This window comes from Janthinobacterium rivuli (genome assembly GCF_029690045.1).
GTDB classification, from domain to species: domain Bacteria; phylum Pseudomonadota; class Gammaproteobacteria; order Burkholderiales; family Burkholderiaceae_D; genus Janthinobacterium; species Janthinobacterium rivuli.
This window is the reverse complement of the sequence record NZ_CP121464.1, coordinates 2,165,908-2,188,401: the sequence shown is the minus strand read 5'-3', so window position 1 is coordinate 2,188,401 and position 22,494 is coordinate 2,165,908. Positions and strand designations below refer to the sequence as shown.

The window sequence follows — 22,494 nt, the reverse complement described above, 5'->3', positions numbered from 1 at the left end:
ATTGACCATGATTCAGCTAATTTGCGGCAAAATGGCGTGAAATGCAGGCCCTGCCGTAAAGCAATGTTCGGTGGCGAACGTTGCGCGATTTGACGCAGGCGGTACACTACTGGTTTTACCGACAGCGGCTCGCCCGTTTTTTCTGCATGCTAGCTATCCTCGAACGCATTGACCCCAACTCCAGCAATATCGACTTGCTGGTGGAATTATTCAACTCACTGCGTCCCAAGCGCTCCCACGACAGCGCTACCGCGATTGCCAACGTGCGCACCCTGCGCCAGCTTCTCAAAGGTAACCCCGCCCAGGCGCGCGCCCTGCACGAATACGTGCTGCGCGTGCTGGCCGCGCGCCGCCATGCCAGCCTGTACACCGACATCGGCGTGCTGTCGAACAGCGGTTTCTTCACGGAATTGAAACGCCGCATCGCCTACCGCATGCTGCCGCCCGCCCTCGGCGACGAATACCTGAACGACGCGCTCGACCAGGTGCTGTACCTGAAAACCGATTATTTGTGGATCAGCAACGTGCCCGCCACGGACTGGCTGGAACTGTTCGACGTGCTCACCAGCGACGACATCGAACTGGCCGTCGGCGATGGCAACATCATGCTGCCTGGCATGCTCGACGCCATCCGCACCCTGTCCTACCGCGTCTGCGCCATGGGTCTGGAACCGGAATTGACGCGTTTCCACAATGAAATCGAAGTATTCCAGTCACCGTTCATGGTGCAGAACACGGAAGTGAACGCCTACCTGGATGCCTACACGAATCTGCTGCAAGGCGACATCGAGCACATCGAGGATGCGCGCCATCTGCTGGTGATGCTGGACCAGTGCGACGCCGTCATCGCCAAGATCCGCAAGAAAGCGCTGTACCAGGGCACCAGCATTCCCCTCACGTATTTATTGGTGGCGCTGGCGCAAAGCATCGAGCGCCTGCGCAAGCTGCTGTTCCTCGTCGACACGAGCGGCGAGCTGCCGGCATCGAACAACGTGGACATCGCCGCCATCACGGTCGACGCCACGCAGGATTTGCTGCACCCGCAACCGGTCAGCCGCCGCCGCGCGGGCGCCGTCGGATTGGCGCTGGAACTGATACGCGCGCATAACCACAAGTACAAGGTCAGCGACCTGTTTTCCGACAATATCAACTTGTTGGCGCGCAATGTGACGGAAAACGCCAGCCGCACGGGCGAGCATTACATCGCGGAAAACCGCCGCGAAATGGGCGCCATGTTCCTCTCGTCCGCGGGCGCGGGCGTGATCATCGGCTTCATGGCCCTGTTCAAGATATTGATGTCGTATTTGCGCTCGGCGCCGCTGGTCGAAGCGTTCATGTTCAGCATGAATTACTCGATCGGTTTCATGTTCATCCACTTGCTGCATTTCACGGTGGCCACCAAGCAACCGGCCATGACGGCCTCGCGCATCGCCGCCGGCCTGCACAGCAAGGATGGCCGGAACATCGACCTCGACAGCATGGCCGAACTGATCAACAAGGTCTTCCGCACGCAAAACATGGCCGTGCTGGGCAACCTGGCGACCGCCATCCCCACGGCCTGGCTGATCGCGCTCGGCTACAAGGCGATCACGGGCCACAACCTGGTGACGCCGGAAAAAGCCATGCATCTGCTGCACGATATCGACCCCATCGGCAGCCCCGCCATCTTCTACGCCATGATCGCCGGCGTGTGCCTGTTCGTGGCGGGCCTGATTTCCGGCTACTATGACAACCAGGCCCTGTACACGCGCTGGGCCCAGCGCATCGCGCAATTGCGCGGCCTGGGCCGGGTCATCGGCCAGGAGCGCTTGCAGCGGCTGGGCATGTATCTGGAAAACAACCTCGGTGGCCTGATGGGTAACTTCTACTTCGGTATCCTGCTCGGCTCCATCGGCACCCTAGGTTTCCTGATCGGTTTGCCCATCGATATCCGCCACATCACCTTCTCGGCCGCCAACTTCGCCACGGCCCTGGTGGGCCTCGATCACAACATGAGCTGGCAACTGGCCGTCAAGTCGCTGTCGGGCATCTTCGCCATCGGCACGGCCAATCTGCTGGTCAGTTTCGGCCTGGCCCTGTGGGTGGCACTGCGCTCGCGCCAGGTGCGCTTCAAGCACGGCATGCAATTATTGAAGATTCTGGGCAAGCGTTTCCTGCGCTCGCCCATCGTCTTCTTCTTCGGCTCGAAAAACCCGCCACCGCTGGCGCTGGTCGACGAGTCGGCAAACCTGTCACTGACGAACAAGGCTCAAAAATGACCATCAGGCGCATGCAACCCTGCCTCACCGCCCTACTGCTGTGCTGGACCCTGGCTGCATGCGCCTCGCTGCCCGATGTCAAGAACCTCAATACCACCCTGGAGCCGGTGGCCAAGCCCCAGGTGATCACGGGCAAGGGCGCCTTGCTGAACGTCAACAGCCGCGCCGCCCTGCTCAACAAGCGCTGGGCCAAGTCCGGCATGGATCTGAAGGCCCAGGCCGCGCTGGAAGAGGCAGCCACGGGCGTGCCTTTGATCAAGGGCAACAAAGTGACCCTGCTGTTTGACGGCCCGCAAACCATGGCCGCCATGTTCCAGGCCATCAGCGAAGCGAAGAACAGCATCAACCTGGAAACGTATATCTTCGACCAGGATCCGCTGGGCCTCAAATTTGCCGACATGCTCATCGAAAAGCAGCAAGCGGGCGTGACGGTCAACGTCATCTACGACAGCGTGGGCACCATCGGCGTGCCGCAAGCGTTCTTTGACCGCATGCGCGCGGCCGGCGTGCACCTGGTGGCGTTCAATCCCGTCAATCCGGCCAAGCTCAAGGGCGACGACTGGAAGATCAACAACCGCGACCACCGCAAGGTGCTGATCGTCGACGGCAAGATGGCGTTTACGGGCGGCATCAATATCAGCGATACCTATGCGAAAAGCTCGCTGTTCCGCTCAAAATCGAAAGCGACCGACAAGAAGGACGTGGGCTGGCGCGATACCCACGTGAAAGTGGAAGGCCCGGCCGTGGCCGCTTTCCAGTGGCTGTTCATCCGCACCTGGGCCCAGCAAGACCAGGCCGACTTGCCGGACGCCAATTATTTCCCTGTACTTTCCGAAGTGGGCGACAAGCTGGTGCGCGTCGTGGCCAGCGAACCGGACGGTGGCTTTGAAATCTACAAGGCCTATATCCTGGCCATCCAGGAAGCCAAGAAATCGATCCACATCACATCCGCCTATTTCGTGCCCGACCAGCAGACGGTCGACGCGCTGGTCGCGGCCGCCAAACGGGGCGTGGACGTGACCGTGGTGCTGCCCGGCGTGTCCGACAGCGGCCTCGTGTTCCATGCGGGACACGCGCTGTACGACCAGTTGCTGGCCGGCGGCATCCGCATCTTTCATTTGAAACTGGCCGTGCTGCACGCCAAGACGGCCGTCATCGACGGCGCCTGGTCGACCGTCGGCTCGACGAATATCGACATGCGCAGCTTCCTGCACAACAGCGAACTGAATGTGATCGTGCTGGGGGACAGTTTCGGGCGCGAAATGGAAAACGCCTTCCAGGAAGACTTGCGCGACTCGGAAGAAATCACCAAAGCGAAATGGGAAACGCGGCCCATCTCGGACCGCATGAAGGAGTGGGCGGCGCGCTTCATGAACTACTGGCTATAAGCCACAGAAGTGTGCCCCGGCAGGTCGGCGTAGGTCGGCTTAGCGCAGCGTAAGCCGACATCACCACAGCCATTACCAAAGCCATTACCAAAGCCAACAATATTGTCGGATTACGCGCGGCTTTGCCGCGCTAATCCGACCTACAACGGCCGCAAGCTGGCCCACACACCGCCCTGACGCTCGAACGCTTCCGTGCTGACCTTTTCAAAGTCGGCGCTGTCTTCATTCCAGCTGTAGCGCTCGACCCGGATGCAACTGTTTTCCACGCGCAGCACATTGAACGAGTTCGACTCGCCCCTGCCCCGCGTGGACGTGGCCGTGCCCGCTTGCACCATCAGGGCCGCGTAGCCAGCGATCTTGTAGCGTTCGGCCGTGTTGCCCGCCACGCTGGCATGCAAATGTCCTGCCAGCAGCAGATCGACGCCGCATTCGGAAAACATTTGCAGCGCCTGCGGGGCGCGGTCGACCAGGTCATCCTTGTCGAAGTTTTCCGGCAAGTCAAACGGATGATGCGTGACGATGATGCGCGTCAAGCCGGGCGGCAAACTACCCAGGCGTTGACGCAGGAAATCAATCTGCTCGTGGCTGATGCGGCCATCCTTGAAGGTCAGAGAGCGGGCCGTATTGATGCCCAGCACGGCGATTTCCTCGTCCACATATTCGGGCGACAGATCGTCCGTCACATGGCGCCGGTACTTCACCAGCGGTGTCAAAAAGCGGGAAAAGACGTTGTACAGGGGCACGTCATGGTTGCCCGGCACCACGATCTGCGGCCCCGGCAAGCTGTCGAGAAAATGCCGCGCTTCCTGGAACTGGGCGCTGCGGGCGCGCTGCGTGAGGTCGCCCGAGACCACGACCACGTCCGGTTCCAGCCGCTCGACCAGCGCGCGCAAGGGCGCCAGCAGGGCCGCATCGACCCGGCCAAAATGCAAGTCGGACAAATGCACGATGGTACGCATGGCCTACTCCTTGACTGGTGCCGGCACGATCACGTCCAGCGCGGCCGGACGGATGCGGTACTGCAGCGGCGTATTCATGACCGTCACTTCGCCATCGGTGGCCACGCGCAGGCGCCGGTGCCTGGTGGCGATTTCCAGGTCGGTGGCCGTCAGCACATCAAAATCCTTGGCCTGCGACAACTTGCCGAACAGCGCGTGCAGGGCCAGCTTCAGCAAGCCCAATCGGCCCGGACGCTGCGCCACGTACAAGCTCAGCTGGCCGCCATCGAGCCGCTCGCGCTCGCCGATATTCAAGCCTTCCATCAGGTATTCATTATTACCGATGAAGACGAAAGGCGTGCGCCGCGCATGCACGGCGTCGTTGAGTGTCAATTGCACGCTGAGAAACGGGTAGCGGCGCAAGGCCGCCACCAACGCCCAGCTGAAGGCCAGCCACTTGCCCCGCCCCAGCCGGCGCTGCTGCTTTTCGCGGTCGCGCACGATGTCGGGATACAGGCCCAGGCTGGAATTGTTCAGGAAAATGCGGCCATTGACTTCGCCCACGTCGACCTGGTGCGGCACGCCCTGCGCCACGTTGGCGATCGCCGCATCGAGCTCGAGCGGAATATTCAAATCCTTGGCGAAATGGTTCAAGGTACCCAGCGGCAAGACGCCAAACGGCGTGCCGCTGCCGACCACGACGGAGGCGACGGCATTGATGGTGCCGTCGCCTCCGCCGGCCACGACGATGGGCGCGCCATCGCGCAGCGCTTGCTCGGCCGTGGCGATCATCTCGGCGCCGCTTTGCGCCAGGGTGATGGCGGCGTCGAGTCCCACGGCGGCGAATTTCGCTTCGAGCTGCTGCGCCCAGTCCGGCGCATAGCCGCAACCGGCGCCCCCGTTGATGATGACTGCAATCTTGCTCAGGATCATTCCCCTTATTTGGTTTGCCGGATATGCCGGCGGCGGCGCAGGGTCGACACGCCGGCGATGCAGATGGCCAGCCAGCCATAGCTTTCCGCCATGGCCGCCAGCACATCGCTCAGGTAATGCGCGCCCAGGTAGATGCGGCTGAAACCCACGAGTGACGCCATCAGGAAAGCGCCCAGCGCGATGGCGATGCGCTTGCCCCAGGCGCCCGGCGCCGTCTGGCAAATCAGGTAGGCGGCCAGCAAGCCGTACAGGGCTGTCGAGGTGGCCGTATGGCCACTCGGAAAGCTGTAGGTGCTCAAGGCCGTCTGCAGGATGGGCTCGTCAAAGCTGGGCCGCGCGCGGACAAAAATGTACTTTAGCAGCAGGTTCAAAAACATGACGCCCGGCATGGTGATGACCAGGGTAAACAGCCAGTAATCGGCGCCCTTGCGGTGCAGATACCAGCCCAGCAAGAGGGCCAGGGTGACGGCGCCGATCACGCCATGCATGTGCGTGACGACCAGCAGGCAACTGGTGATCCACGGCACGGCATGCTGGTTGAACCAGTGCGCCACCTGCAAGTCGATCACCGTGATCTGGGCCATGCCCATCACGGCTTCGGCGATCTCGTGGAACACGACGATGGCCACCAGCATCAGCGCCACGCCCACCGTCATATGCAGGCCCAGCTCGCCCTCGGGCGACAGGCGCGCCTCGACGAAGCGGCGCAGTTTCGTGGTCCAGCCCGTGGTCATGCCCATGTCATTTTTCTCTTGCAAACTCATCTCTCTTTCATGTCCCTGGTGATGATCAAAAAAACCACACCAGTAAAAAAATACTGTTTATTCATACAGTAGCTGTGTATTCATACAGTAGTTATGCTATTCTGATGACTCGTTCAACACATCTCCCTCAAAGGAATTGTCATGGCAACATTGAATAGCGGTTTTGGCTCACGGTTCGGCCTGGAATACGCCCCAAGCTCTTTCCTCGTCCGCATGGGCAAGCGCGAAATCCTCGTTTGCCGCGACTTCCGCAAGCGCTACTACACCGTCAATCCCTTGATCGAGTGCGGTACGGGCATCGAGCCGGGCTATGTTGAAGTGCTGCTGATGCGCCGTTGGTTGTTGATCTTATCTAAAGCGCATTAAGTTCACCTTAACCGCGTAGCGGTCCAGGTGCTCCGTCCGGCCACGCCGGGAACGCCTCAGTACCGGCCAGCGGCAACAGCGCTGGCCGACCCCTCACTACTGTGTGCGTTCCGGCGCGGCCGGGCTGGCAGGTGTTTCAGCAGCTGCGCCGGCAAGCGCGTTGGCAGCTACATTGGCAGGCGGTACGCGGTCAGACACATTCGCTTCGTACCACAAGGTAACGAACAGCACCATCACGACGGGGCCGATGAACAGGCCCACGAGGCCCAGGGTTTCCACGCCGCCCAGAATGCCGAACAACACGGCCAGGAAGGGCAAGCGGGTAGCGTTGCCGATCATGCCGGGGCGCACGAAGTGGTCGGCGACGAACAGCACGATGGTGCCCCACGCAGCCACGCCGATGGCGGCGCCCACATTGCCCTGGAAGACCAGCAAGGCGGCCGCGCACAGGTAAGCGAGCGGCGCGCCGAACGGGATGATGGCCAGGATGCCCGTGGCAAAAGCCCACAGGGCCGGCGACGGCAAGCCGGCGATGGCGTAGGCGATGCCGATCAGCACGCCTTCGGCCAGGCCCACCAGCACCAGGCCGTTGACGGTGGCGCGGATGGCGGTCGGAATCTTTTGCGCATAGCGGCCCCACCGTTCGGGGCGCAGGAAATGGCTGCCGACAGCCGTGATCTGGCGCGTCAGCGCTTCGCCATCCTTGTAAAAGAAAAACAGGCACAAGAAGGCCAAACCAAAGTCGACCAGGCGGTGGAACACGTCCGCGCCCAGCACCTTGAGCATGTCGCGCGCGGAATGAAAGCCGCCCACGGCGCTGCCCGCAAAGAAGTGGCCGAGGCCGTGAGGCTGGCTCAGGGTGGCCAGCCACCAGTCGCCGATGGCGCTACCGGCCAGCGGAATATGCGCCACCCAGTGCGGCACAGGCAAGCCGTCGGCATTCGCATGCACGATGAAATCGGCCAGCACGGGCACTTCGCGCGCCGCCTGCGCCACGCCGGACAGCACGGGTATGATGAAGATGCAGGCAAACGCCAGGGTCAGCGCGGCTGCCGCGACGATGGTGCGCTGCCCCAGCGACGCGCGCACGCGCAGGTACAGTGGCCAGGTGGCCACGCACAGGATGCCGGCCCACACGAGCGGCAAAAAGAAACGCTGCATGACGAAGGCCGTCACGGCGATCAAGGCCAGGGAAAAGCCTGCGCTGACAATGTCGCGCTGGGTATCGTTCATGCCACTCCATTCGTGCCCCGCACACTGTAAAGGTGTGCAGGCTTATAGCGCCTAACAAAACCGTAGCGAGCGGAAGGAAGGCTCGGCGCCCCCGTTGGCCTGAGAAGCGCAACTGTACGAAGGTACGGGGGCGCCGAGCCAGTGAGCATCGCAGGCCGCACATTACGACGCGCAGTAGGTTTTGATAGGTGCTGGGCTACGCGCCAGTTGCGCAGGCATAGCGTAACACGGAGGTTCGCTGCATCACACCAGCCCCAGCTCTACCGGTTTCACGCCGGCAAACACATGGTCGAGCTGCGCCGGGGTCAAGCCGAATGTGCGGCGCAGCAAGCCGCCCAGCACGGCGCGGTATTCATTCAGCACGGGCATGTCGCGGTTCTGGAACAGCGTCGCCTGCGAAATCGCCACCTGCTCGCCCGCCACCTGCTTGCCTTTGATCCCGCCGCCCAGCACCCAGAACACGCTGCCGTGGCCGTGATCCGTGCCGCGGTTGCCGTTTTCGCGGAAGGTGCGGCCAAATTCGCTGACCACCACCACCACGGTATGGCGCCAGGCGCTGCCCATTTCCTGCGAAAACGCGGCCAGGCCCCGCCCCAGCTCATCGAAGCGCCCCGCCAGGTAGCCGTTGGCGCCGCCCTGCCCCACGTGCGTATCCCAGCCGCCCACGTCGACGAAACCAATGTTGTATTTATCCTTCATCAAGCGGGCGATGCGCTGCGCTTCCAGTTCAAAACCCTTGGTACTGATGGCGTTGCGGTTGGCCGCCTGCATCTCTCCCGTCAACTCCTTCGTCACATCGTCACGCACGACAAAGCCCGCGCTGACCGGTTGCTGCAGGGGCGTACCCCGGTACATGGCGGCGATGATCTGGCTTTGACGCGCATCAATGCCGGACTTGCCTACCGAGCGCAGCGCCATGTTCGGCACTTGCACGCCGCCCTGGAAGATCAGGGGCAGCTGGTCGGTGAAGGAAATGGCGTGCTTGCCCTGACTGGCATTGAGGCTTTGCGCCAGCCGGTTCAGGAAGCCCGAGCGGAAATCGCGGCGCCCGCCGATCTCCTGTCCCAGTTCGATGCTGTCCTGCGTTTCGAAATGGCTGCGCGTCAAATCCGTCGTGCCCGCGAACGGAATGAATGCCGCCTCGCCGCCCGTGAACATGGGATAGATGGTCTCGCGCAAGGCCGGATGCAGGGCCCAGTCGGCATTCAAGGCCAGCGCGCCGTTGTCCTCGCCCGGTTTCGCGATGGCGATATTCGGCCGCGCCGCATAGTAAAAATCACTGCCGACGGGCACCAGCAGGTTGTTCGCGTCATAGCCGCCGCGCAGGAAGACGAACAGCAGCTTCGCATCCGTGGCGGGCGCGGCCAGCAGACTGCCCGCGTGAGTGAACAAGGGCGCGGCGGCCAGGGCTTTCAGCAAGTCACGACGATTCATGGCAATTCCTTCAGTTTCAACTTAGCGGTGCATCATTTCTGGTGACGAGAGCAGGAAGGTGTTCCACTCCTGCGGCGAGGCGGCCTGCTCCAGGGCCTGGCGCGTGGCCGGGCTCAAGCCTGGCTGCAGCGACTGGTAATACAGGGCGCTGGCCAGTTGCGGGAACGCGACCTTTTCCTGCGGCTGCGGGCCTTCCGTCTTGAACAGGCCGGCGCTGCCCGAGCCGATGGTGCGGGCGATATCGAAACGCGTCGTCATCTGCCCTGGGCTGGCCCAGGAGGCGTCCGTCAGCGGATAGCCATCGGGGGTCTGGCGTCCGTACAGGGGCTGGCCCATGCGCGAAAGCCAGCTCAGCATGGGGCCCGCGTTCAGGATGGGCTTGTCGTCATAGCTGAGGCGCACGGCCGACACCACGTAATGCATGGGGTCCTTGAATTTCTTGCCCAGCGATTGCTTGAACTCCGGGCTGCTGAACATGGTTTGCAGCACGTCGGCGATCATGCCATCGCTCTGCTGGAAGGTAGCCGCCATGCGCGCCACCAAAGGCGCGGGCGGATTGTCGCCGACGAAATACTGGGCCAGCTTGCCGCTGATAAAGTGCGCGGTGGCGGGACTGCGGCTCAGGCGATCCAGCGCTTCATCAAGCTCGGCCAGCCCCCGGCCCTTCACCGTTTGCCCGAGGAATTGTTTATCGCCATAATCGTGGCGGTTCGGGTTGAACTCGAACAAGCCCCGGCGCACGTATTGCGACTGCAGCGCCGGCTTGACTTTCGGCGTGTCCGCTCCCAGGTTTACGCCCACCCCGGTCAGGATGCGCGCCAGCTCCTGCACATCCGTCTGGCTATAGCCGCCGTTCACGCCCAGGGTATGCAGCTCCATCAGCTCGCGCGCATAGTTTTCATTGATGCGCTTGACGGCGTTGGCTTCATTGTCCAGGTAGCGCAGCATGGCCGGATGGTGGACCGTGGCGCCCAGCAAGTCCCGAAATTTCCCCAGAGCATGTGGCGCGATGGCGTTCGCCTCGTAATCGCCCACCATGGCACGCAAGTTGTGCTTGCCCTGATGCACGCTGAAATGGTTGAGCCAAAACCAGCTCAGTTGCTGCTGCAACTGGTTAGGCGAATACACGTCCAGCAACAGCGAGCGCGTGGCCGCCTCGCGTGCCAGGCGATTCAGTTCCTGCTGGTAATCCTTTTGCGCCTGCTGCTTTGCCATGTCATCCATCACGCCGGCCGCATCCTTGCGCTTTTGCTCCATAGAAACCACCAATTGATCGAGCGGCACCTGGCTGATGGTCATGGCGTCGATTTGCGCCTGGACGGCGGGCGGCAAGCTGGCTTTGCCTGGGTGCAACTGCGCCCGCAGCCACGCGTTCCAGCCTTTGTCCTGCACCTGGCGCACGCTGACTCCGTTCACGCCCCAGCTGACCCGTTCCAGCATGGCGATGTCTTGTGCGGAACTGCTTTGTGCGGAACTGGTCTGCGCGCGATGATCGGCCTGCACGGCAGGTCCGGTCGCGGCGCAGCCGGCCAGCAAGAGCAGGGAAATCAAGGTCGTCGGCAATAGTCGGTGCGAGGTCATGGCGGTCCTTCAAGCGGTTTCATGCAGAATGCTTGAGGGTACGCCCAGGTTGACCCGCGCATGATTGCCATTTGCAACGAGTTGTAATCAAGCAGGATTGTTCGCCAGCCCAGCGCTCACGGCTACGGGCATATGATGATGAATAATCTCGGATAAAATGTTATCGGGAGAATTGCGTATTGCAAGGGCAGTTGCGTATTTTCTCTCGACCCAGACATTATCCATACAATACGTCCACATTTAAAAGAAATGAAAATATTATTTATCGCTGCATTAGGAATGTTATCGCTGATTCAAACGCCGTCAGCCCTGGCGGAGAATCTGAATGGGAAAACGCTGTATGTGCAGCGATGTGCCGTGTGCCATGGCGCGGAGATCAAGGGCACCGGGCCATTGGCGAATAAAAGCAACCCTCCCACACCGGATCTGACAAGCGCCGCATTCAAAAAACGCCTGAAGGATTATCCTGGCGTGATTGTATCGTCGGTCATACTGCGTCCGAATGGCGATTTGATTCCAAAGACCTTGAAAGAGAATGGCGTCAAGATCGCGCCATATGCCTGGCGGGTAAAGGATTTTCGCGATTTGAATCAATACATGAGTGAGGTGATTTTAAAAAATCGATGATGGATAGCTGCGGCGGGCGCCCCGCGAAGAACCGGTCAATCATGCTGCTTCAATAGCTGCGCGCATTGATCGCGCAGGAAATCGCGCAGCTGCAGCACCAGCGGCGTCACCTGCGCCCGGTGCGTGCAGACCAGGTGCAAGGGCGTCGCCTCGCCCGCCACCTCGGGCAACAGCGCTTGCAAACGGCCGGCGGCCAGGTCGCCAGCCACGTCGAGCCGCGATTTGTAAGCGATGCCCAGCCCGGCCACGGCCCAGCGGCGCACCAGGTCAGCATCGTCGGCGCTGCGGTTGCCGCTGACGGACACCGTCACTTGCTCGCGCTGGGGCAGGCGGTAAAAGGTCCAGCGGTCATGCAAGCCGTCTTCCAGCGCGAAGCGCAGGCAATTGCGCTGCGGCAAGTCTTCCAGCGCGAGCAACGGCCCATGCTCGCGCAGGTAGGCGGGTGACGCCACCAGCACCCGGTCGTTGGCGGGCGCGAGCGGCATGGCGATCAGGCTCGAATCATCTTGCTGGCCATAGCGGATGGCCACGTCGACTTGCTGGCGCACCATGTCGGCCACCCGGTCGCTGACGCTGAGCTGGTAGTGCAGTTTCGGATGGCGCAGCTGGAATTCGTCGAGCCAGCCCAGCATCAGGTTGCGGCCCAGGTCCGAGGGCATGGCAATTTTCAAGGTTCCGCCGAAACTGTCCTTGCCCGCCAGCAGCGCATCGTGGCCTGCGCGCAGCAGGCGCAAGGCTTCGCGCGCGTGCTCCAGGTATTGCGTGCCTTCCGGCGTCAGGCTCAGCGAACGGGTCGTGCGGGCCAGCAGGCGCAAGCCCAGTTCCCCTTCCAGGCGCTTGACGGCGGCGCTGGCCAGCGCGGGCGAAATGCCGAGCTCGCGCGCGGCCGCCGACAAACTGCCGCGGTCGGCCGTGCGCACAAATACCTGCAAGTCATCGAGTCGCAGCAATTTTCAGCATTCCTTTGAAAGTGTTTCGGTACGCGCCCACTTTTACCTTGGCGAGAAAATGGCCATGATACGTCAAGCCCGTATGGCCACGCCAACAATGGTGTCGGATTACGGTCCTTCGGACCTATTCCGACCTACGCCTACCCCACACTGTTTCCCCAAGGAAGAACATGAAAGCCATCGCCTACCATCACAGCCTGTCCATCACGGATGCCAACGCCCTGCTTGACATCGAGCTGCCCGTACCCGTCGCCACGGGACGCGACCTGCTCGTCGCCGTGCACGCCATTTCCGTCAATCCCGTCGACACCAAGGTGCGCAAGAACCGCGCGCCGAAAGTGGGCCAGCCGGAAGTGCTGGGCTGGGATGCGGCCGGCGTCGTCACCGCCGTCGGCGCCGATGTGACCCTGTTCCAGGTCGGCGACAAGGTCTGGTACGCGGGCGCCATCAACCGCCCCGGCAGCAACAGCGAATTCCAGCTGGTCGACGAGCGCATCGTCGGCCACATGCCCGCCAGCCTGGACTTTGCTCCGGCCGCCGCCCTGCCTTTAACCGCCATCACGGCCTGGGAATTGCTGTTCGACCGCCTGCAAATTAGCCGCGACAAGAGCCTGACGGGCAAGTCGCTGCTGGTGATCGGCGCGGCAGGCGGCGTCGGTTCCGTGCTCGTGCAACTGGCCCGGCAATTGACAGGTGTCACCATCATCGGCACGGCGTCGCGCGCGGAAACGGCCGACTGGGTGAAGGAACTGGGCGCCCACCACGTAATCGACCACAGCCTGCCGCTGGCACAGGAAATCACGCGCCTGGGTTTGCCGCCCGTCGATTATGTGATCAGCCTGAACCAGACCGACAAGCATTTCGAGCAAATCGTCGAACTGATCGCGCCGCAGGGCAAGTTCGCCCTGATCGACGATCCCGAGCACATCGACGTGCGCAAGTTCAAGGGCAAGAGCGTGTCGCTGCACTGGGAACTGATGTTTACCCGTTCGCTGTTCCAGACGGCCGACATGGTCAAGCAGCATGAATTGCTCGATGAATTGGCGCAGCTGGTGGATGCGGGTGTCATCAAGACCACCCTGGCCGAGCGCTTCGGCACGATCAATGCGGCGAATCTGAAACGCGCGCATGCCCTGTTGGAAAGCAACGCGGCAAAAGGCAAGATCGTGCTGGAAAATTTCCAGTAATCAGGTAACCAATATGGCCCGGAAATCATTGACGTTGGTCAATGTCGGGCCCGTGATCACGGCGTCTCCCAGCGCCTGGAAGAAGCCGTGGCCATCGTTGTTGTCGAGGCTGTCGCGGGGTTTGATGCCCAGCGCCCAGGCCCGTTGCAGGGTATCGGGCGCCAGCACCGCGCCGGCGATGTCTTCCTGGCCATCGACGCCATCCGTGTCGCCGGCCAGCGCGTGGATGCCCGCGTGGCCATCAAGCGCGATGCCCAGCGCCAGCAGGAATTCCACGTTGCGCCCGCCGCGGCCATTGCCGCGCACGGTGACCGTCGTTTCGCCGCCCGACAGCAGCACGCACGGAGCGGGAAACGGCTGGCCCCTAACGGCCGTTTGCAGCGCGATGCCGGCCATGACTTTCCCCACGTCGCGCGCCTCGCCTTCCAGGCTATCGCCCAATATATATGGCGTGACGCCGGCCGCGCGCGCCACCGCTGCGGCCGCTTCCAGCGCCATCTGCGGCGTGGCGATCAGGGTCGTGCGCGTGCGGGCCAGGCGCGGGTCATCGGGTTTCACGGATTCGCCGCGCCCGCTTTCCAGCGTTTTTCTTATGCTGTCCGGCAAATCCATGCCATAGCGGCGCACGATGGCCAGCGCATCCTCGCACGTCGTGGCGTCGCCCACCGTGGGGCCGGATGCGATGTCGCCCAGCTTGTCGCCAGGCACGTCGGAAATGGCCAAAGTGATGACTTGCGCCGGATGGCAGGCGGCCGCCAGTCTGCCCCCCTTGATGGCGGACAAATGGCGGCGCACGCAATTCATTTCGCCGATGGTGGCGCCCGACGCCAGCAATGCGCGGTTCAATGCCTGCTTGTCGGCCAAAGTAATGCCGTCCAGGGGCAAGGCCAGCAAGGACGAGCCCCCGCCCGAAATCAGACACAGCACCGTATCGTCGGCTTGCAAATTGCCGACCAGCTCGAGCATGCGCCGCGCCGCGTCCATGCCGGCCTGGTCGGGAACGGGGTGCGACGCTTCGACGATCTCGATGCGCTCGCACGGCACGGCATAGCCGTAGCGCGTGACGACGAGGCCGGACAGCGGCCCCGGCCAGTGCTGCTCCACGGCTTGCGCCATGGCGGCCGACGCCTTGCCGGCGCCGATGACGATCAGCCGGCCCTTGGGCGCTGGCGGCAAATGGGGCGGGATGCAGTGCGATGGCTGGGCCGCAGCGATGGCGGCCTGGAACATGGCTTGCAGCAAGGCGCGCGGCGGTGGGGTCGTCGTCATGGTCAATTCCTCCGGTTCGATGGCATCAGCGGTTCACTCAACGATTCACAATCCGCGCGGGAACGCGCAGCACCAGTATGGCGCCCAGCAGCATGACTGCGGAAAGAATATACAGGGCCACGTCGGTGCCGCCCGTCGCATCCTTGATCCAGCCGACGAGGAAGGGGCTGACGAAGCCCGCCACCTGGCCCAGCGAGTTGATCAGCGCCAAGCCGCCGGCCGCCGCCGCGCTGCCGAGAAACGCCGTCGGCAAAGGCCAGAACATGGGCAGGCCGGACAACGCGCCCATGGTCGCCAGCGACAGGCCGATCAGGGCGATGACCACGTTGCCGTGCGCCTGGGTCGCCAGCAGCAAGCCGCACAGCGCCATCAGCAGGGGGCCGCTCAAATGCCAGCGGCGTTCCTTGTGCTTGTCGGCCGAACGGCCCACCCAGATCATGAAGATGCTGGCGCACAGGTAGGGAATGGCGCTGACCCAGCCCACGGCGACGGGGCTGGCGAAACCCAGCGACTTGACAATGGTGGGCAGCCAGAAGTTGATCGCGTACACGCCCATCTGGATGCAGAAATATACAAGGCCCAGCATCCACACGTGCTTGTTGCGCAGCACGCTGGCAAAGGTGTCGGCCGTATTCGCGCTGTTGCGGCGCTGGCGTTCGTCCTCGTCGAGGTCGGCGCGCAGCAGCTGCTTTTCTTCCGTAGTCAGCCACTTCGCCTGGGCGATGCCGTCATTGAGCAGCACATACACGAGAAAGCCCAGCAGCACGGTGGGTATGCCTTGCAGCAGGAACATCCATTGCCAGCCGGCCAGGCCGCCATGGCCCGCGAACGATTGCATCATCCAGCCCGACAAGGGGCTGCCCAGCAAGCCGGAAATGGGAATGGCCGACATGAACAGGCCCATGATGCGGCCCCGGCGCGAAGCGGGATACCAGTTCGTAAAGTACAGCACGATGCCGGGGAAGAAACCCGCCTCGAACACGCCCGTGATGAAGCGCAGCGAGTAAAACGCGGCCGGCGTGGTGACGAACATCAGGCAGGCCGAAGCGATGCCCCAGGCAATCATCAGGGTGCCGATGACCTTGCGCGCGCCCAGACGGTGCAGCAGCAAATTGCTGGGCACGCCGCTGGCCACGTAGCCGATGAAGAAAATGCCCGCGCCCAGGCCGTACACGCTCTCGCTCCATTGCAGCGCATCGAGCATTTGCAGCTTGGCAAAGCCGACATTCACCCGGTCCAGGTAATTGAACAGGTAGCAGATGAAGATGAAGGGGATCAAATGCAAGGTGACCTTGCGGTAGGCGCCTTCGCGCACGCGGTCCTGCGCGGACGCGCCGGCGGACAGGCTGGCGCCTGGTTGGGTGGTCATGGGTGTCTCCTGACTATTTTTTATGGGATGCGACCAGCCCATCGTACAATCGACGGCAGAAACAGTCATCGTGCGGATGCATGAAGAAACTCAGTGCCGAATACGATGATTCCATGCAAATGCACAAAACGGACCACCCCATGCCGAACATCGACCTTCCCCTAGCGCAAGACATCGTGCGGCGCACCATGCACATCATTCCCTTCAGCGTGAACGTCATCGATGCGCGCGGCGTGATCCTGGCCAGCGGCGACCCGCAGCGCGTGGGCGACCTGCATCCGGGCGCGCAACTGGCGCTGGCCCGGCGCGCCAGCGTGGAAATCAACGCGGCCGACATGGCCCGGCTGCCCGGCACCCGGGCCGGCATCAACCTGCCCCTGACGGTGCGCGGCGAGATTTGCGGCGTGCTGGGCCTGACGGGCGAACCGGACGCCGTGCGCCAGTTCGGCGAACTGGTGCGCGCCATGGCGGAAATGATGCTGGAGCAGGCGCGGCTGGTCAACGAGTTGCAGCACGAAAAACGCTACCGCGAGGAGTTCGTGTTCCAGCTCGTCTACCGCACGGGCATTTCGGACGCCAGCATGCAGGCGTGGGCGGCGCGCCTGGCCGTCGATCTGCGCGTGCCGCGCGCCATGTTCGTGCTGGAAATACCCGCTGCGGGAGACGGCCCGGGCGAGCGGCTCGACCAGGTGCTGACGCAGTTGCAGCAAGTACAGTCCGACCTGTCGGCCCGCTGGCCGTCACTGCTGATGGCCGTCGTCTCGCCGGGCGAACTGGTGCTGCTCGACGCCTTTCCCGCCAGCGGCCCGCAGCAGGCGCGCGCAGCGCAGGCCAGGCAGCGCCTGCTCGAACTGCACCAGGTGGCGCAGCAGGCGCTCACGCCGAGCGCCACCCTGTCCATGGGCGTGGCCTTGCCGGGTCTCGATGGCGCGACGGCCTCGTATGAATCGGCAAAGCAGACGGCGCGCGTGGGGCGCGCCCGCGATGCCGGGCAAGCTACTTTTTCCTATCTGGAACTGAGCCTGCCCGTGCTGCTGTCCGGCCTGCAAGCCGGTTGGCAGGCGGAACAATTGCACCAGACCCTGGCGCGCCTGCAGGCGCACGACCGCAAGTCGGGCACCCTGATGCGCACCCTGGCCGCCTGGTTCCGCCACCACAGCCACCCGATGGCCACGGCCAGGGCCCTGCACATCCACCGCAACACGCTCGATTACCGGCTGCAAAAGATCGCCGAACTGACGGGGCTGGACCTGGATGAGACGGATGACCGTTTGCTGCTGTATGTTGCCCTGCAGCTCAATGAAGGCTCGCCCGTCTACAATGGCGGCTCGACTGAAAAAACAGGAATGCAATGAACGACGCCATTGAATGGACAGGACTGGCCCGCACCTTCGGGCTGTTTACCGTCACGGCCGTGGCCGAACTGCTGGGCTGCTACCTGCCCATGCTGTGGCTGAGCAACAAGGGCAGCGCCTGGCTGCTGTTGCCGGCCGCCATCAGCTTGCTGGTCTTCGTGTGGCTGCTGACCTTGCATCCAGCCGCCAGCGGCCGCGTGTATGCCACGTATGGCGCCATCTATATCGCCACGGCGCTGGGCTGGCTGTGGCTGGTGGATGGCGTCACGCCCGCCTGGACCGACATCGCCGGCGTGGGCCTGGCCCTGGCCGGCGCCGCCGTCATTGCCATGGGGCACAAGACGGCTTGATGTGCCTCAGGCAGCGTGCGCGCGGAAGTTCGTTTCCGCCGACCACGCCGCGCTGGCGCGGGCCAGCAACACGGCTTCGCCATCGGCCAGCCAGTCGTCCGCGTCGGCGATCTTCCACATGGCTTGCAGCAGCTTGCGGCGCAAGTCGGGATCGGTGATTTCGTCGAGCAGGCTGTCGATCACGCCATTGGCCAGCTGCACGGCGCCATGCACGGTCGACGTCAGCATGTCGTCGCACAGGTCTTGCAGCAGTTGCTGGAAGGCGGCCGGTTCCAGGTCGATATGCTCGAGGATCTTGCTGCGGTGCATCGCTTGCAGCTCGGCGCTGGCCAGGTTGCCATCGACCACCATCATCAGGGCCAGGATACGTCCCGCTGCCTAGGGACTATTTACTTCATACGTACGCATGATTTTCTACTCTTTCTATTAGTCAATTAAAAGGCGCACCACCGCCACGCGGGGCGCGCCGTACCGCATTTACTTCTTGTCGCTGCGGGTGATGAACACGCTCGCCACGCAGCTCGACACGATCAGCACTGCCACTACCAGCAACGATGCTTCCACCGGCACGTGGTACCACGGCATGATCAGCATCTTGGCGCCGATGAACACCAGCACCATGGCCAGGCCGTACTTGAGCATGTGGAAGCGGTCAGCCACGTCCACCAGCAGGAAGTACAGGGCGCGCAATCCCATGATGGCGAACAGGTTCGACGTGAAGACGATGAACGGATCCGTCGTGATGGCGAAAATCGCCGGGATCGAATCCACCGCGAAGACCAGGTCCGTCACCTCGATCAGGATCAGCACCAGGAACAGCGGCGTGACATAACGCAAACCGCCCTTTGCCACGAAGAAACGTTCGCCGTGGTCGCCATCGGCCACCCGCAAGTGGCGGCGGGCAAAACGCAGCACCGGGTTGTTCGCCACGTCCGGCTCCGCATCGGCCGCCACCAGCATGCGCATGCCGGTAATCAACAGGAAGGCGCCGAACAGGTACAGCACCCAGCTGAACTCGCTCACCACCCACGCACCGGCCATGATCATCACGGCGCGCATGACAATCGCGCCCAGCACGCCATAAATCAACACGCGGCGCTGGTACTGGATCGGCACCTGAAAGGCGCTGAAGATCAGCAGGAAGACGAACACGTTATCGACCGACAGGGCTTTCTCGATCAGGTAGCCGGAGAAAAACTCCAGCGCCTTCTGGTTGGCGATCTCGGGACCGGCCGTGCCGTTCAGATACCACCACAGGCCGCCGTTGAACAGCAGGGCCAGGCTGACCCACACGAGCGACCACGTCGCCGCTTCCTTGACGCTGACCTTGTGCGCCTTGTTGCCGCCGAAGACGAACAAGTCCAGCGCCAGCATCACCAGGACAAAGGCGATGAAGCCGGCCCACATGGGTGCCGTAGCAATACTTTCCAGGCCGTTCATCGGCGGCCTCCGCAACTGTCTGTTTGTATCCTGAAGTCCATGGCACTCTCCTTGCATGAATTGAGCAGCCATCATAGTCTGAATATAAACATCGAACAAATCGAATATAATTTAAGAATACATCGAAAAACTCGATGTATTTATTACCGGGAAATATCATGTCTACACTCAACTTCAAGCACTTGCGCTATTTCTGGATGGTGGCCAAGACAGGCAGCATCGCGCGCGCGGCCGAGCAGCTGCACCTGACGCCGCAATCGATTTCCGGACAGCTCAGCGAGTTTGCCGACACCCTGGGCGTGGAACTGTTCCGCCGCAGCGGGCGCCAGCTGGAATTGACGGACACGGGGCGGCGCATCCTCAGCCATGCCGAAAGCATCTTCAGCACGGGCGATGAATTGCTGGAAATCGTGCGCGACCAATCGCGCACCACGACGACGACCTTCCGCGTGGGCTGCGCCGATTCCGTGTCGAAACTGATCGCCTGCCGCCTCGTCGCGCCCGCGCTGGGACTGGCCGAGCCGCTGCGCATCATTTGCCGCGAAGGCCGGCTGGCCAGCCTGCTGGCGGACCTGGCAGTGCACCGGCTCGACCTGATCATGGCGGACCGCCCCATGCCGGCCCACTTGAGCGTGCGCGGCTTTAACCATTTACTGGGCGAAAGCGGCATGACCCTGTTCGGCACGCCAGCGCTGGCCGCCACCCTGACAGGGGGCTTTCCGCAATGCCTGGACGGCGCGCCGCTGCTGCTGCCCGGCGAAGACTTCGCCATTTACGGGCGCTTGCTGCAGTGGCTGGGCGACAACAATCTGCACCCGCGCATCGTAGGCGAGTTCGACGACAGCGCCATGATGAAAGCCTTCGGCCAGTCCGGCGCCGGCCTGTTCTTTGCGCCCACCGTCATCGCGCCCCAGGTCTGCGAACAGTACGCCGTGGTGGCACTGGGCCGGGTCGACAGCCTCGTCGAGCAGGTGTATGCGATCACCACGGAACGGCGCCTGAGCCACCCGGCCACCATCGCCATCAGCCAGAGCGCGCGGCGCGAGCTGTTCGTGTAGCAGTTCCGCAACTGCAATACCAAAATTAAATCCCGCAAATACATTTGAACAAATACATCTATATAATGGCAAGTCTCCCCGACGCCCTGCGCGCCCCTTCCTGGACTTGCCGCAATGAAGCACTTGCACGATATTCCCTCTGCCTTCAAGCATGAATTTGCCAACCCGCGCCTGTGGTGGTCGCGCGCCGTCGTCGTCGGCATGGCCGCCATCGCGGGTCTCGTCGTCGTCGGTTTTACGTGGCTGGCGGAGGAAGCGCTGGACCTGTTTCTCTTTTTTAACGGCAAGGCCTGGTGGTTCGCCCTGCTATGGACGCCAGCCTGCGCCGCCCTGCTGGTCTGGCTGACGCGCCGCTACGCGATGGGCGCGGCCGGTTCCGGCATCCCACAAGTGATGGCGACACTGGATCCGGCCGTGGCGCCCGAGCAGCGCTCGCTATTTGTCTCGTTGAAACTCAGTGCCGCGAAAATCGGCCTGACGGCGGGGGGCTTGCTGGGCGGCTTGTCTCTGGGGCGCGAAGGCCCGTCCGTGCAAATTGCGGCTGGCGTGATGCTGGCCGCGCGCCGCTGGCTGCCGCGCCACTCGCAGGTGAGCGCCCATTCGCTGCTGGTGGCCGGCGGCGCGGCCGGCATCGCGGCCGCCTTCAACACGCCGCTGGCGGGCGTCATGTTTGCCATCGAGGAACTCTCGCGCTCGCCCGAGCAGCGCAACAGCGGCCTGATCGTGGCCGGCATCGTGCTGGCCGGCATGATGGCCGTGTCGATCCACGGCAACGCCACGCACTTCGGCATCATCCATCCCGGCCCCATCGGCCTGGCGCTGGCCTTGCCGGGTTTACTCGTCACCTTGATCGCAGGCGTGGCGGGCGGCCTGTTTGCCCGGCTGCTGCTGGCCTCCGCCCGTGGCAATCCGCTGGGAAAACTGTCCGCGTGGAGAAAGGGCCGGCCCGTGCTGTTCGCCGCCGTCTGCGGTGTGCTGGTGGCGGCCATCGGCATCGCCAGCCATGGCGCCACGTTCGGCAGCGGCACCGTGGCCACGCGCGCCATGCTGGAAGGCTCGTCCGACGTGGCGCCCGCCTTTGTTGCCTTCAAATATGTGGCCACGTGGCTGACCGTCTGGTCGGGCGTGCCGGCCGGCATCTTCGCGCCATCGCTGGCCATCGGCGCCGGCATCGGCCACGATATCGCCGTGCTGCTGCACTATCCGCACGCGCCCGCGCTGATCGCGCTGGGCATGGTGGGCTTCCTGGCCGCCGCCACGCAGGCGCCGCTGACGGCTTTTATTATTGTCATGGAAATGGTCGATGGCCACGGCATGGTGCTGAGCCTGATGGCCTGCGCCGTCGTCGCCAGCACGGTTTCGCGCGTACTGAGCGAACCGCTGTACGGGGCGCTGGCGCAATTGCAGCTGCAACGGTTGCCACAGCAGCAAGCGGGCCGGGAAACTCAGGGAGCTACATCGTAAACGGAAACGGCTGCATGCCCGCCTGCCTGTCATCGGGAGCGACGACGGCCAGCAAGGCGCTCAAGCCCAGGTTCAGGTGCGCCAGGCTGTCGGGGTCCAGCTGAGCCAGCGCACTGGGCAGCAAACCGCGCGCCGGCTGCGGCGCGCCGGCGATCACGGCCTGCCCCTCCGCCGTCAGGGTCAGGGTGACCACGCGCTGATCGGGCTGGTCGCGCGCCTTGCGCACATAGGCTTTCTTGACCAACGCCTCGACCAGGTTGCTGGCCGTCGTCTGGTGGATCGACATCTTGCTGGCCAGCTCGCCCATGCGCAGGCCCGGCCGCTCCAGCAATTCCTGCATCACCCACAATTGCGCGCCCGACACGCCGCATTGTTTCTCGATCTGCGCCGAGTGGCGCTGCGCCGCGCGCATGACGACACGCATGTTTTGCAAGGCCATGCCTTGCGCCCTGGCCAACGCCGAAACTTCCGCTTCCACCACCATTGCCTCCAGTTATCCCACCGGCTTCGCGCCTGCTGGCGGGCCGGAA

The 22,494-nt window shown here is 63.1% G+C and carries 21 protein-coding genes; 9 read left to right on the top strand and 12 right to left on the bottom strand.

Features of this window, described 5'->3' with window-relative positions; translation table 11 throughout:
• The first annotated feature begins 146 nt into the window (after positions 1-146).
• Both P9875_RS10045 and cls read left to right on the top strand, forming a co-directional pair.
• Complete coding sequence (locus tag P9875_RS10045) at positions 147-2,258, top strand: site-specific recombinase (RefSeq protein ID WP_035826217.1); 2,112 nt, start codon at positions 147-149, stop codon at positions 2,256-2,258.
• A gap of 11 nt (positions 2,259-2,269) precedes the next feature.
• Entirely contained in the window at positions 2,270-3,646 is a 1,377-nt protein-coding gene (gene cls / locus P9875_RS10040; RefSeq protein WP_423221831.1) for a cardiolipin synthase, read from the top strand.
• Between the two features lie 140 nt (positions 3,647-3,786).
• Here cls and P9875_RS10035 read toward each other — a convergent pair whose 3' ends face one another.
• The 3 genes from P9875_RS10035 to P9875_RS10025 are packed head-to-tail and all read right to left on the bottom strand — an operon-like array spanning position 3,787 to position 6,281.
• The gene (locus P9875_RS10035) at positions 3,787-4,605 is read right to left on the bottom strand and encodes a metallophosphoesterase family protein (RefSeq protein ID WP_099402577.1); all 819 of its coding nucleotides are present in this window, start codon (positions 4,603-4,605) and stop codon (positions 3,787-3,789) included.
• Between the two features lie 3 nt (positions 4,606-4,608).
• A complete protein-coding gene (locus P9875_RS10030; protein WP_278318283.1) occupies positions 4,609-5,517 on the bottom strand; it encodes a diacylglycerol/lipid kinase family protein in 909 nt (302 codons plus the stop codon).
• Between the two features lie 5 nt (positions 5,518-5,522).
• On the bottom strand, positions 5,523-6,281 hold the full coding sequence (locus P9875_RS10025) for a phosphatase PAP2 family protein (RefSeq protein ID WP_278318282.1): 759 nt from the start codon (positions 6,279-6,281) through the stop codon (positions 5,523-5,525).
• Between the two features lie 141 nt (positions 6,282-6,422).
• Between P9875_RS10025 and P9875_RS10020 the strand changes: the two genes are divergently transcribed.
• Complete coding sequence (locus tag P9875_RS10020) at positions 6,423-6,647, top strand: hypothetical protein (RefSeq protein ID WP_010396348.1); 225 nt, start codon at positions 6,423-6,425, stop codon at positions 6,645-6,647.
• A 96-nt stretch (positions 6,648-6,743) separates the two neighbouring features.
• On the opposite strand, the gene P9875_RS10015 is transcribed toward P9875_RS10020, so the two are convergent.
• The 3 genes from P9875_RS10015 to P9875_RS10005 all read right to left on the bottom strand — a co-directional run bounded on the left by P9875_RS10015 (position 6,744) and on the right by P9875_RS10005 (position 10,895).
• Positions 6,744-7,880: an AI-2E family transporter gene (locus P9875_RS10015; protein WP_278318281.1), complete on the bottom strand. Its 1,137-nt coding sequence runs from the start codon at positions 7,878-7,880 to the stop codon at positions 6,744-6,746.
• Positions 7,881-8,123: 243 nt separating this feature from the next.
• A complete protein-coding gene (locus P9875_RS10010) occupies positions 8,124-9,314 on the bottom strand; it encodes a DUF1501 domain-containing protein (protein ID WP_278318280.1) in 1,191 nt (396 codons plus the stop codon).
• Positions 9,315-9,335: 21 nt separating this feature from the next.
• Positions 9,336-10,895, bottom strand: a complete 1,560-nt coding sequence (locus P9875_RS10005) for a DUF1800 domain-containing protein (protein WP_278318279.1) — start codon at positions 10,893-10,895, stop codon at positions 9,336-9,338.
• A gap of 249 nt (positions 10,896-11,144) precedes the next feature.
• On the opposite strand from P9875_RS10005, the gene P9875_RS10000 reads away from it, so the two are divergent.
• A complete protein-coding gene (locus P9875_RS10000) occupies positions 11,145-11,522 on the top strand; it encodes a c-type cytochrome (RefSeq protein ID WP_099402572.1) in 378 nt (125 codons plus the stop codon).
• 35 nt (positions 11,523-11,557) lie between these two features.
• Here the strand turns inward: P9875_RS10000 and P9875_RS09995 are convergent, their stop codons facing one another.
• Entirely contained in the window at positions 11,558-12,472 is a 915-nt protein-coding gene (locus P9875_RS09995; protein ID WP_278318278.1) for a LysR family transcriptional regulator, read from the bottom strand.
• Between the two features lie 170 nt (positions 12,473-12,642).
• On the opposite strand from P9875_RS09995, the gene P9875_RS09990 reads away from it, so the two are divergent.
• A complete protein-coding gene (locus P9875_RS09990) occupies positions 12,643-13,659 on the top strand; it encodes a zinc-binding alcohol dehydrogenase family protein (protein WP_278318277.1) in 1,017 nt (338 codons plus the stop codon).
• Here P9875_RS09990 and P9875_RS09985 read toward each other — a convergent pair whose 3' ends face one another.
• Together P9875_RS09985 and P9875_RS09980 are read right to left on the bottom strand one after the other, a co-directional pair.
• Positions 13,660-14,928, bottom strand: a complete 1,269-nt coding sequence (locus tag P9875_RS09985; protein WP_278318276.1) for a glycerate kinase type-2 family protein — start codon at positions 14,926-14,928, stop codon at positions 13,660-13,662. It abuts the gene before it with no gap.
• Positions 14,929-14,965: 37 nt separating this feature from the next.
• On the bottom strand, positions 14,966-16,297 hold the full coding sequence (locus tag P9875_RS09980) for an MFS transporter (protein WP_099380079.1): 1,332 nt from the start codon (positions 16,295-16,297) through the stop codon (positions 14,966-14,968).
• A 113-nt stretch (positions 16,298-16,410) separates the two neighbouring features.
• Here P9875_RS09980 and P9875_RS09975 point away from each other — a divergent pair, with 113 nt between their 5' ends.
• Entirely contained in the window at positions 16,411-17,652 is a 1,242-nt protein-coding gene (locus tag P9875_RS09975) for a sugar diacid recognition domain-containing protein (RefSeq protein WP_278318275.1), read from the top strand.
• A complete protein-coding gene (locus tag P9875_RS09970; protein ID WP_099402567.1) occupies positions 17,649-18,002 on the top strand; it encodes a YnfA family protein in 354 nt (117 codons plus the stop codon). Before P9875_RS09975 ends, P9875_RS09970 begins: the two co-directional genes overlap by 4 nt.
• 6 nt (positions 18,003-18,008) lie before the next feature.
• On the opposite strand, the gene P9875_RS09965 is transcribed toward P9875_RS09970, so the two are convergent.
• Entirely contained in the window at positions 18,009-18,356 is a 348-nt protein-coding gene (locus P9875_RS09965; RefSeq protein WP_278318274.1) for a TerB family tellurite resistance protein, read from the bottom strand.
• Positions 18,357-18,479: 123 nt separating this feature from the next.
• Positions 18,480-19,442: a TerC family protein gene (locus P9875_RS09960; RefSeq protein ID WP_035826186.1), complete on the bottom strand. Its 963-nt coding sequence runs from the start codon at positions 19,440-19,442 to the stop codon at positions 18,480-18,482.
• 158 nt (positions 19,443-19,600) lie between these two features.
• Between P9875_RS09960 and nhaR the strand changes: the two genes are divergently transcribed.
• Together nhaR and P9875_RS09950 are read left to right on the top strand one after the other, a co-directional pair.
• Positions 19,601-20,500: a transcriptional activator NhaR gene (gene nhaR, locus P9875_RS09955; RefSeq protein WP_099380075.1), complete on the top strand. Its 900-nt coding sequence runs from the start codon at positions 19,601-19,603 to the stop codon at positions 20,498-20,500.
• A gap of 114 nt (positions 20,501-20,614) precedes the next feature.
• Entirely contained in the window at positions 20,615-21,964 is a 1,350-nt protein-coding gene (locus P9875_RS09950) for a chloride channel protein (protein WP_278318273.1), read from the top strand.
• On the opposite strand, the gene P9875_RS09945 is transcribed toward P9875_RS09950, so the two are convergent.
• Entirely contained in the window at positions 21,954-22,448 is a 495-nt protein-coding gene (locus P9875_RS09945) for a MarR family winged helix-turn-helix transcriptional regulator (protein ID WP_099402563.1), read from the bottom strand. The two genes, P9875_RS09950 and P9875_RS09945, sit on opposite strands and share 11 nt — an antisense overlap.
• Positions 22,449-22,494: the final 46 nt, after the last annotated feature.

Bases quoted from the DNA above. Each gene is read 5' to 3' on its own strand.
- P9875_RS10045 (WP_035826217.1), top strand. From the start codon at position 147: ATGCTAGCTATCCTCGAACGCATTGACCCCAACTCCAGCAATATCGAC.
- cls (WP_423221831.1), top strand. From the start codon at position 2,270: ATGCAACCCTGCCTCACCGCCCTACTGCTGTGCTGGACCCTGGCTGCA.
- P9875_RS10035 (WP_099402577.1), bottom strand. From the start codon at position 4,605: ATGCGTACCATCGTGCATTTGTCCGACTTGCATTTTGGCCGGGTCGAT.
- P9875_RS10030 (WP_278318283.1), bottom strand. From the start codon at position 5,517: ATGATCCTGAGCAAGATTGCAGTCATCATCAACGGGGGCGCCGGTTGC.
- P9875_RS10025 (WP_278318282.1), bottom strand. From the start codon at position 6,281: ATGAGTTTGCAAGAGAAAAATGACATGGGCATGACCACGGGCTGGACC.
- P9875_RS10020 (WP_010396348.1), top strand. From the start codon at position 6,423: ATGGCAACATTGAATAGCGGTTTTGGCTCACGGTTCGGCCTGGAATAC.
- P9875_RS10015 (WP_278318281.1), bottom strand. From the start codon at position 7,880: ATGAACGATACCCAGCGCGACATTGTCAGCGCAGGCTTTTCCCTGGCC.
- P9875_RS10010 (WP_278318280.1), bottom strand. From the start codon at position 9,314: ATGAATCGTCGTGACTTGCTGAAAGCCCTGGCCGCCGCGCCCTTGTTC.
- P9875_RS10005 (WP_278318279.1), bottom strand. From the start codon at position 10,895: ATGACCTCGCACCGACTATTGCCGACGACCTTGATTTCCCTGCTCTTG.
- P9875_RS10000 (WP_099402572.1), top strand. From the start codon at position 11,145: ATGAAAATATTATTTATCGCTGCATTAGGAATGTTATCGCTGATTCAA.
- P9875_RS09990 (WP_278318277.1), top strand. From the start codon at position 12,643: ATGAAAGCCATCGCCTACCATCACAGCCTGTCCATCACGGATGCCAAC.
- P9875_RS09985 (WP_278318276.1), bottom strand. From the start codon at position 14,928: ATGACGACGACCCCACCGCCGCGCGCCTTGCTGCAAGCCATGTTCCAG.
- P9875_RS09980 (WP_099380079.1), bottom strand. From the start codon at position 16,297: ATGACCACCCAACCAGGCGCCAGCCTGTCCGCCGGCGCGTCCGCGCAG.
- P9875_RS09975 (WP_278318275.1), top strand. From the start codon at position 16,411: ATGCAAATGCACAAAACGGACCACCCCATGCCGAACATCGACCTTCCC.
- P9875_RS09970 (WP_099402567.1), top strand. From the start codon at position 17,649: ATGAACGACGCCATTGAATGGACAGGACTGGCCCGCACCTTCGGGCTG.
- P9875_RS09965 (WP_278318274.1), bottom strand. From the start codon at position 18,356: ATGATGGTGGTCGATGGCAACCTGGCCAGCGCCGAGCTGCAAGCGATG.
- P9875_RS09960 (WP_035826186.1), bottom strand. From the start codon at position 19,442: ATGAACGGCCTGGAAAGTATTGCTACGGCACCCATGTGGGCCGGCTTC.
- nhaR (WP_099380075.1), top strand. From the start codon at position 19,601: ATGTCTACACTCAACTTCAAGCACTTGCGCTATTTCTGGATGGTGGCC.
- P9875_RS09950 (WP_278318273.1), top strand. From the start codon at position 20,615: ATGAAGCACTTGCACGATATTCCCTCTGCCTTCAAGCATGAATTTGCC.
- P9875_RS09945 (WP_099402563.1), bottom strand. From the start codon at position 22,448: ATGGTGGTGGAAGCGGAAGTTTCGGCGTTGGCCAGGGCGCAAGGCATG.